Consider the following 6,587-nt stretch of genomic DNA (forward strand, 5'->3'; position numbering starts at 1 on the left):
CCGTTGGGGACGTGAGTTCCTGGAAGCGGGGCGGGGGCCGGAAGCCAGCTGACCGTGCGACCCGTAGAGCCACGCCCTGCGTGGCTTCACGGTGTAACACGTTGTTGCAGCCACGCAGGGCGTGGCTCTACGGCTATCGGGCAATCAACCGCTCGGCAATCACCGCCGCCTGCCGCAGCACATCGTTGCGGCCGGCGTCGTCCACCGTCGCGCCCTGCAGATACGTGGTCAACACCCACGGCGTACCGCCCGCCAGCGGCCACAGGATCGCAATGTCGTTGGTGGTGTCTTCGCCGTTGCTGCCGGTCTTGTCACCGACCCGCCACGCCTTCGACAGCCCCGCACGCAGCCGCGCGTCTCCGGTTTCGTTGTCGATCAGCCAGTCCGCCAGTTGCAACCGCGAGGCGGGCTTCAAGACATCCCCCAGCACGAAGCGCTGCAGGCTGGCCGCCATCGCCGCCGGGCTGGTGGTATCGCGCGGATCGCCCGGCGCGAACTCATTCATCTCCGGCTCCAGCCGGTCGTTGCGGGTGACCGCATCACCGTTGGCACGCAGGAACGCGGTCACGCCGGCCGGGCCGCCGACCACGCCGAGCAGCAGATTCGCCGCCGGGTTATCGCTGGTCACCATGGTGGCGCGGCACAGGTCGCGTACGGTCAGGTCCTTGCCGACGTGACGCTTGGTCACCGGGGCGTGCGACAGCATGTCCTGCGTGCGCACCGGCAGGCGGCGGTCCAGCGACAGCGCGCCGCGATCGGCCTGATGCAACACCGTGGCCGCCAGCACGAACTTGAACGTGCTGCACATCGGGAAGCGCTCGTCCTGGCGGTGGCCGACGCGCTTGCCAGTAGCGGTGTCGAGCAGGGTCACGCCAAGGCGGCCGCCGCTGGCTTTTTCCAGGGCTGCGAAGTCGGCGGCCTGGGGCTTGGCGGCTGCATCCATGGGCGGCGTCTTGCCCAGCGCCTGACTGGCAACGGTAGACGCCAATGCGGCGGTGGCGAACTGCAGGAACTGGCGGCGGGCGAGCATTCTGGGGTCTCCTGGTCTGCGGTGGGCCCCACTATCCGGCGAGCCGGGGCACGGCACCAGCGCGAATTTTCGACGGGAGCCATAAGGTGGACTTATGCCTGGTGGTGCCGGCCTTCGGGCGACCCAGGCGGCATGTGGGCCGGCCAACGGCCGGCGCTACCGGTCGGATACCATCCGTCATCAACCCAGCTCACGGCTTCCCATGCTCCGCCCTCAGCTCCCGCTCAATGCCCTGCGCGCCTTCGAGGCCGCCGCCCGCCACCAGAACTTCACCCGGGCGGCGCTGGAGCTGTGCGTCAGCCAGGCCGCGCTCAGCCATCAGATCCGCGCCCTGGAGGACCGCCTGGGGGTGGTGCTGTTCCACCGCCTGCCACGCGGGGTGGCGCTGACCGAGGAAGGCGCACGACTGTATCCGGTGCTGAATGAGGCTTTCGACCGCATCAGCAGCGGGCTCGGTGGCGTAGCCGGCGGGCGCTACCGCGAAGTGCTGAGCGTCGGCGTGGTCGGCACGTTCGCCACCGGCTGGCTGCTGCCGCGGCTGGCGGATTTCAACGCCCGACATGCGGACATAGAACTGCGCCTGCAGACCCACAACAACCGGATCGATCTGGCCGGCGAAGGACTTGACCTGGCCATCCGCTTTGGCGACGGCGACTGGCAGGGACAGGTCTGCACGCCCGTGCTGGATGCGCCGTTTGCGCCGGTGTGTGCGCCGGCGCTGGCGCGCGGGTTACGTGACCCGCGCGATTTGGGCCAGGTGACGCTGTTGCGCTCCTACCGCGCCGATGAGTGGTCGCGCTGGCTTCAGGCGGCCGGCAGTGCGAGCGTGGAAGCGCGCGGGCCGGTGTTTGATTCGTCGCTGACCTTGGCGGCAGCGGCGGCGGGCGGCAGCGGCGTGGCGCTGCTGCCTTTGAAGATGTTCGAGCAGGATCTGGCCGAGGGACGACTGGTGCAGCCGTTCGGACAGACCGTGGAACTGGGTCGCTATTGGTTGACGCGGTTGCGGTCGCGGGCGGAGAGCGACGCCGCGCGACGGTTCAAGGAATGGTTGATGGCGTGAACCGCGGGGTTACGCCATCAACTCCATCCACGCGGCCTCGGCCTTTTCCAGCTGCTGCGCGGTGGCTTCGCGATCACGCCCCAGCACGGCCATGCGGGTAGCGTCAGCGTAGTTGGCCGGCTCGGCCAGCTGACGATCCAGCTCGGCCAGCTTGCCTTCCAGTTCGTTGACCTTGGCTTCGGCGGCGGCCAGCTTGACCGGGTTGCCGGCTTTGCGCGCGGGCAGCGGCGGGGTCGGCGGAATCGGATCCGGCGCGGCGGCCGCCATCTTCTGCTTGGTCCCCTGCGCGGCCGGACGCGAGCGCAGCCACGCCGCGTATTCGTCCAGGTCGCCGTCGAAGGGCTCCACCACACCATCGGCCACGCGCCAGAAGGTATCGCAGACCAGGCCGATCAGATGGCGGTCATGCGACACCATCACGATCGCACCTTCAAAGGTAGATAGAGCCTCGGCCAGTGCTTCGCGCATTTCCAGGTCAAGGTGGTTGGTCGGTTCGTCGAGCAGCAGCACGTTGGGCTGCTGCCAGGCGATCATCGCCAGGGCCAGACGCGCACGCTCGCCCCCCGAGAACCCATCCACCGACTCGAATGCGCGGTCGCCGGCGAAGTTCCACTTGCCCAGGAAGTCGCGGAACGACTGGTTGTTGCCATCCGGCGAGATCTCGCGGAAGTGGTCCATCGGCGACTGCCCGGCGTGCAGCGACTCGACGGTGTGCTGGGCGAAGTAACCGATGCGCAGATCCGGGTGCGCCGCACGCTCGCCGAGCACCGGGGCCAGTTCGCCCACCAGGGTCTTCACCAGCGTGGTCTTACCGGCACCGTTCGGGCCGAGCAGGCCGATACGCTGGCCGGCCTCCAGGCCGAAGCCCACGTGGTGCAGAATCACCGCATCCGAGCCGTAGCCGGCTTCCACGTCGTTCAGACGGATCAGCGAGAACGGCAGCTTGGCCGGCGGCGCGAATTCAATGCGGAACTCGCGCTCCATGCGCACGGCTTCGGTGCCGGTCAGCTTGGCCAGTCGCTTCATCCGGCTCTGCGCCTGGGTGGCCTTGCTGGCCAGTGCCTTGAAGCGGTCAATGAAGCTCTGCAGATGGGCGCGCTCGGCCTGTTCCTTCTCGTGCGCGATCTGCTGCTGACGCAGCTGCTCGGCGCGCTGGCGCTCGAAGTCGGTGTAGCCACCGGTGTACAGCTTGGCCCCGCCCCCGTGCAGGTGCAGGGTGTGAGTGGCCACGTTGTCGAGGAACTCGCGGTCATGCGAGATCAGCAGCAGGGTGCCCGGGTACTTCAGCAGCCACTGTTCCAGCCAGAACACCGCGTCCAGGTCGAGGTGGTTGGTCGGTTCGTCGAGCAGCAGCAGGTCGCTGGGCATCATCAGCGCGCGCGCCAGATTCAGGCGCGCACGCCAGCCACCGGAGAATTCGCCGACCGCACGGGTGTGGGTGTCGGACGGGAAGCCCAGACCATGCAGCAGCTTGCCGGCGCGGGCCTCGGCATCGTAAGCCCCCACTTCGGCCATCTTCTGGTGCGCGTTGGCCACGGCCTCCCAGTCTTCGCGCGCGGTCGCCTCGGCTTCCTCGCGCAGCACGGCGGCCACCTCGGTGTCGCCCTCCAGCACGAACGACAGGGCCGGATCGGGCAGCGCCGGGGTTTCCTGGGCCACGCTGGCGATGCGGATCTTGCCAGGCAGGTCGACGTCGCCCTTGTCGGCCTCCAGTTCGCCCTGCACGGCCGCGAACAGGCTGGATTTGCCCGCACCGTTACGGCCGACCACACCCACGCGGTAGCCCGCATGCAGGGTCAGGTCGACATTGGACAACAGCAGCCGCTCGCCGCGGCGCAAGGCGAAGTTACGAAGGGAGATCATCGAGGGGGTCCATATAACGGAATGGAATGTGCTGGTAAGCACCTTTCCTGCGACGCAATTCTAGCGTTAACGAATACTTGACGCGCCCCGGTCTGCGCGCGGCGGTGTCGTTCTCTCCCACGGAACCGTCCGCGCCCGCACCGGGAACCTGTTCAGCTACGTAAATGGCCCGTATTCAATGAACCGCAAGACCACGCTCGCCGCTGCCGTTGCCGTCGTGCTCGGCGCTTCCGCCTTCACCTCCAGCGCGCAGACCGCGCCGGCCACCTCCCCCAGCACCCTGGACACGGTGATCGTCACCGGCACCCGGGTCGCCGACCGTACGGTGGCCGAATCGCAATCGCCGATCGACATCATCACCCCCGAGGCGCTGCAGGCCACCGGTACCACCGAACTGGCAACGGCGCTGTCGCGCGCCCTGCCCTCGCTGAACTTCCCGCGCCCGGCACTGACCGACGGCACCAGCGGCATCCGCCCGGCGCAGCTGCGCGGCCTGTCCCCCGACCAGGTGCTGGTGCTGGTCAACGGCAAGCGCCGCCACACCTCGGCACAGATCAACGTCAACGGCAGCATCGGCCGCGGCTCGTCGGCGGTGGACATCAATGCCATTCCGATTGCCGCGATCGAGCGGGTGGAAGTCCTGCGTGACGGCGCGTCGGCCCAGTACGGCTCGGACGCGATCGCCGGGGTAATCAACATCGTGCTGAAGGGCTCGGCCAGCGGTGGCAGCCTGGCCCTGGACGCCGGCCAGTACTCCGCCGGTGACGGCAACCGCTACCAGCTCTCCGGCGACGCCGGGCTCGGCTTTGCCGACGGGCGCGGCAGCCTGCATGTGGCCGGGCAGATCCTGCAGCAGGATGAGAGCAACCGCGCCGGGCCCTACCAGGGCACTGCACCGAACACCGGCAACTTCCCCAACGTCGGCCAGACCACCTTCGTGGTGGGCGACCCGCAGGTGGACGCCACCGCGGCCTCGGCCAATGCCAGCTTCCAGTTCAGCGACCGTGTCTCGGCCTATGCCACCGTGCTGGCCAGCAATCGCGACATCACGTCGTTCGCGTTCTACCGCTCGCGCAACAACAGCGGCCAGGGCGCGCTGCTGGCGCAGACCTACCCGGACGGCTTTGTGCCGCAGATCAACCAGTACTCCAAGGACCGCTCCGTGGTCGCCGGCGTGAAGGGCAGCACCGAGAACGGCTGGACCTGGGATGTGAGCTACAACCATGGTGAGAACACCATCGATTTCCACACCCGCAATACGATCAACTACAGCCTGGGTGTGGACAGCCCGCGATCGTTCTACGCGGGTGATCTGAAGTACGCGCAGGACATCGGCAACGTGGACATCACCAAGTCGCTGGACTGGGGCCTGGCCTACCCGGTGACGCTGTCGTTTGGCGGCGAGTACCGCCGCGAGACCTGGGAACAGGGCGCGGGCGAACCGAATTCGTACACCGGCACCGGCGCGCAGGGCTTCGGCGGCTTCACCCCGCTCAATGCGGTGGATGCCGACCGCGACAACTACGCGGTGTATGCGGGTCTGGAAGCGGACTTCACGGATAAGTTCTCGGCCGGCGTGACCGGTCGCTATGAGGACTATTCGGACTTCGGCGACAAGTTCTCGGGCAAGCTGTCGGCGCGCTATGCGTTCACCGACAAGGTGGCGCTGCGTGCGACCGCATCCTCGGGCTTCCGCGCGCCGTCGCTGGCCCAGCAGAGCTACCAGGCGGTGACCAGCACGATCGTCAACGGCGCGTTCGTGGAACGCGGCACCTTCCCCACCACCAGCCCGGCGGCACAGGCGCTGGGGGCGAGCCCGTTGAAGGCGGAAAGCTCGACCTCCTACAGCCTGGGTCTGGTGCTGCAGCCGGTCGACCGTCTGTACCTCACGGTGGATGCGTATCAGATCGACATCGACGACCGCATCATTCTGTCGACCAACATCACCACCAACACGGCGACCAACAACCTGCTGGCGGGTCTAGGGCTGCCGGGGGTGACGGCCTTCTCGTACTTCACCAATGGCGTGGACACGCGCACCCGCGGCGTGGACGCGGTGGCAAGCTACACGGTGCCGTTCAGCGCAAGCTCGCTGGAACTGACGGCGGCGTACAGCTACAACGACACCGAGGTGAAGAAGTACATCGCCTCGCCGGCTGTGTTTGGTTCGCTGGGACTGACCCAGTCGCTGATCGGGCGGGACGAAGTCGGTCGCATTGAAGACAGCTATCCGCGCGACAAGACGATCCTGAGCGGCACGTGGCGTTCGGACCATTGGGACCTGAGTCTGGCGGCGACGCGCTATGGCGAGTTCACGGTGCGCAATTCGGCGACACCGACCCGCGACCAGACCTATGGCGATTCGTGGGTGCTGGATGCGTCGGTGAGCTACAAGCCCAGCGCGAACTGGGCGCTGACCCTGGGCGCGGACAATCTGCTGGACGAGTACCCGGACCGCACGGTGGACCTGCAGAACTCCACCTGGGGCATGCTCCCGTACAGCAACTACTCGCCATACGGCTTCAACGGGGCTTACGTGTACGGGCGCATCACCTACAAGTGGTGATGCACCAGGCACCTTTGATTGCACGGAATTCGTAGAGCCGGGCAGAGCCCGGCTCTACGTCGCAGCAC

At 67.5% G+C, this 6,587-nt stretch carries 4 protein-coding genes; 2 read left to right on the forward strand and 2 right to left on the reverse strand.

The window, feature by feature from the left end; translation table 11 throughout:
- Window positions 1-133 precede the first annotated feature (133 nt).
- Window positions 134-1,030 carry a L2 family extended-spectrum class A beta-lactamase gene (blaL2, locus tag QMX83_RS19145; RefSeq protein WP_282298233.1) on the reverse strand — a complete coding sequence of 299 codons (897 nt, stop codon included), beginning with the start codon at window positions 1,028-1,030 and terminating at the stop codon, window positions 134-136.
- Window positions 1,031-1,232: 202 nt separating this feature from the next.
- Between blaL2 and QMX83_RS19150 the strand changes: the two genes are divergently transcribed.
- Complete coding sequence (locus tag QMX83_RS19150) at window positions 1,233-2,090, forward strand: LysR family transcriptional regulator (RefSeq protein ID WP_282298234.1); 858 nt, start codon at window positions 1,233-1,235, stop codon at window positions 2,088-2,090.
- A 9-nt stretch (window positions 2,091-2,099) separates the two neighbouring features.
- Here QMX83_RS19150 and QMX83_RS19155 read toward each other — a convergent pair whose 3' ends face one another.
- Window positions 2,100-3,953 (reverse strand): ATP-binding cassette domain-containing protein, encoded by a 1,854-nt coding sequence (locus QMX83_RS19155; protein WP_282298235.1) that lies wholly within the window; start codon window positions 3,951-3,953, stop codon window positions 2,100-2,102.
- 178 nt (window positions 3,954-4,131) lie between these two features.
- Between QMX83_RS19155 and QMX83_RS19160 the strand changes: the two genes are divergently transcribed.
- Window positions 4,132-6,519 (forward strand): TonB-dependent receptor, encoded by a 2,388-nt coding sequence (locus QMX83_RS19160; RefSeq protein ID WP_282298236.1) that lies wholly within the window; start codon window positions 4,132-4,134, stop codon window positions 6,517-6,519.
- Window positions 6,520-6,587: the final 68 nt, after the last annotated feature.

This window comes from Stenotrophomonas sp. PS02289, assembly GCF_029960115.1.
GTDB lineage: Bacteria > Pseudomonadota > Gammaproteobacteria > Xanthomonadales > Xanthomonadaceae > Stenotrophomonas.